The 1,861-nt window shown below is 46.9% G+C and carries 3 protein-coding genes and 1 pseudogene; 2 read left to right on the top strand and 2 right to left on the bottom strand.

Features of this window, described 5'->3' with window-relative positions; translation table 11 throughout:
• A pseudogene (locus AACS80_RS23825) lies at positions 1 to 335 on the top strand (hypothetical protein); the annotation flags it as partial.
• 3 nt (positions 336 to 338) lie between these two features.
• Positions 339 to 779, top strand: a complete 441-nt coding sequence (locus tag AACS80_RS23820; protein WP_135410047.1) for a tail fiber assembly protein — start codon at positions 339 to 341, stop codon at positions 777 to 779.
• Here the strand turns inward: AACS80_RS23820 and AACS80_RS23815 are convergent.
• The gene (locus AACS80_RS23815; protein ID WP_135410046.1) at positions 751 to 1,353 is read right to left on the bottom strand and encodes a tail fiber assembly protein; all 603 of its coding nucleotides are present in this window, start codon (positions 1,351 to 1,353) and stop codon (positions 751 to 753) included. The genes AACS80_RS23820 and AACS80_RS23815 overlap by 29 nt on opposite strands.
• The coding region (locus tag AACS80_RS23810; protein ID WP_240730964.1) for a phage tail protein at positions 1,353 to 1,861 on the bottom strand (509 nt) is incomplete at its 5' end. The genes AACS80_RS23815 and AACS80_RS23810, both read right to left, overlap by 1 nt.

The raw sequence follows: 1,861 nt of genomic DNA, 5'->3' as shown, positions 1-1,861 counted from the left end.
TTGGTTTGGGAGAAGCGGCAAAACGGGATGTAGGGACAGGGGCGAATCAGATACCTGATATGGAGAGTTTTCAGTCTGAACGCTACTGGCAAAAACTACCAAGTAAAATTATTCAATGGGTTTATATCCCTCCTCATGATGGCGACCAAGTTATCAACTTACCTATTCCTTTTCCCGGGGGGATTTTAGGCTTTGCTGTTGGTGCCGGATATGAGCCAACCAGCGGTAGAATTACCACGTTTGCAATAAATGTTGGGACAGGGCCAACATCAACAATTATTTCTCGCGCCAGTGACTCTATTTCTGGTGGTTCATGTATTTTGATAGGCTTCTGAAAGATGAATAAATATCTTTACGACAGTAAAACAAATGCCTTTTATCCATTTATTTTGAAAGTGGACTATGAGCGTACAAACACCTGGCCGGAAAGTGGTGTGGAAGTTGGAGAAGATGTTTTCCTGGAATTTATGAGAGTGAATCCCGGAAAAGTCCGGGTTGCCGGAGATAATGGGATGCCGGCATGGGCAGATGCACCGGAACCGACGCCAGAACAACTCATTGCCTCGGCAATCCGCGAAAAACAACGACGCATCGATAATGTCAATGATTATATTAACAACAAGCAGTGGCCTGGCAAGGCTGTCATAGGCCGTCTGAAAGGCGAAGAACTGGCTCAATATAATTTGTGGCTGGATTATCTGGATGCACTGGAATTGGTCGATATTTCCAGTGCTCCAGATATTGAATGGCCTACGCCTCCGGCAGTTCAGGCCAGATGACATCCGGCGCGGTGCTGGTATCTGCTGCCGTCACTGCGTCAATGTAATCCAGCACAGCATTAAGGCGGGTTGTTTCTGCCTGTGTCAGCTTCCGTCCGGCCTGTAATTTCAGTTGAATCAGACTAATGGAAGCCATAGCTGCATCAATCAGCGACTGGCGCTGTGCTTCTGCCGCTTCTACTGCGGCACCGTGTTGTGCCTCAGTATCCGTCACCCATTTTTCACCATCCCATTTATCGTATGGCGTTAACGGGGCGATAGTGGTTGTATTTTCAGGGTAATCACCCGGCACCGTGATTTCTTTTGCTTCTCCTGTTTCGGTGCTATAGATAATTTCACCGCGATGGTCTGGCATATATTCCCATGAGTTTAAATCTACTGAACGGCAGATTGCATAACCAGCCTTATGTATACCAGGTGCGTCTAAACAAGAATATGCCGGAATACCGACTCCCACAGCAAGATATTCAGTTGATGAGGAAATATATTCCCGCGTCTCACTGTCATAGTTGTAAACAATGATGCTTCCTGCCTGTACGGCAATAAGTTCATTATTCAATATCGCGTTATCCATTATGCAGCTCTCACAATATAATTAAATGATGTATTACGTGGTCGTACTGATATCCATGCACTATTAAAACCGTCTTCTGCTGTTTTCTGCGTTCCCGTAATGGAGTTATCAGACGAAGCCGGAACATAGTTACTGCTGTCGCCAGCTTTAGAATTAGCAGGTATCCCGCTTGTTTGTACTTTATCGGCGGAAGCAAATGCTATCCCCACCTTGACAGAGGTTGCTGTATCAACCCCGTAATAATCCTGTAACGCTGTACGAATAAAAGTTGCATCCTGACCACTGAGTAGTGATCGTCCACTGTCTACACCGCGTCCATCATCCCAGCCACGAATAAACTCACCGCGTAAATCAGGCAGTTTTCCTGACGGGTATGCTTTGGCAAGAGTTGGATATTTCACCTTATCAAAGGCAGCGCCGTTGCATTTCAGCCAGCCTGTCGGCGGTGTGGCTGAAGGCCACGGAACAGGTACACCAACAGGCAGCGCCGAGCCTTCTCCCAAACCAA

Origin of the sequence: Escherichia sp. E4385, from assembly GCF_963883145.1 — a bacterium.
Taxonomy (GTDB): Bacteria; Pseudomonadota; Gammaproteobacteria; order Enterobacterales; family Enterobacteriaceae; genus Escherichia.
This window is presented reverse-complemented; position numbering and strand designations above follow the sequence as displayed.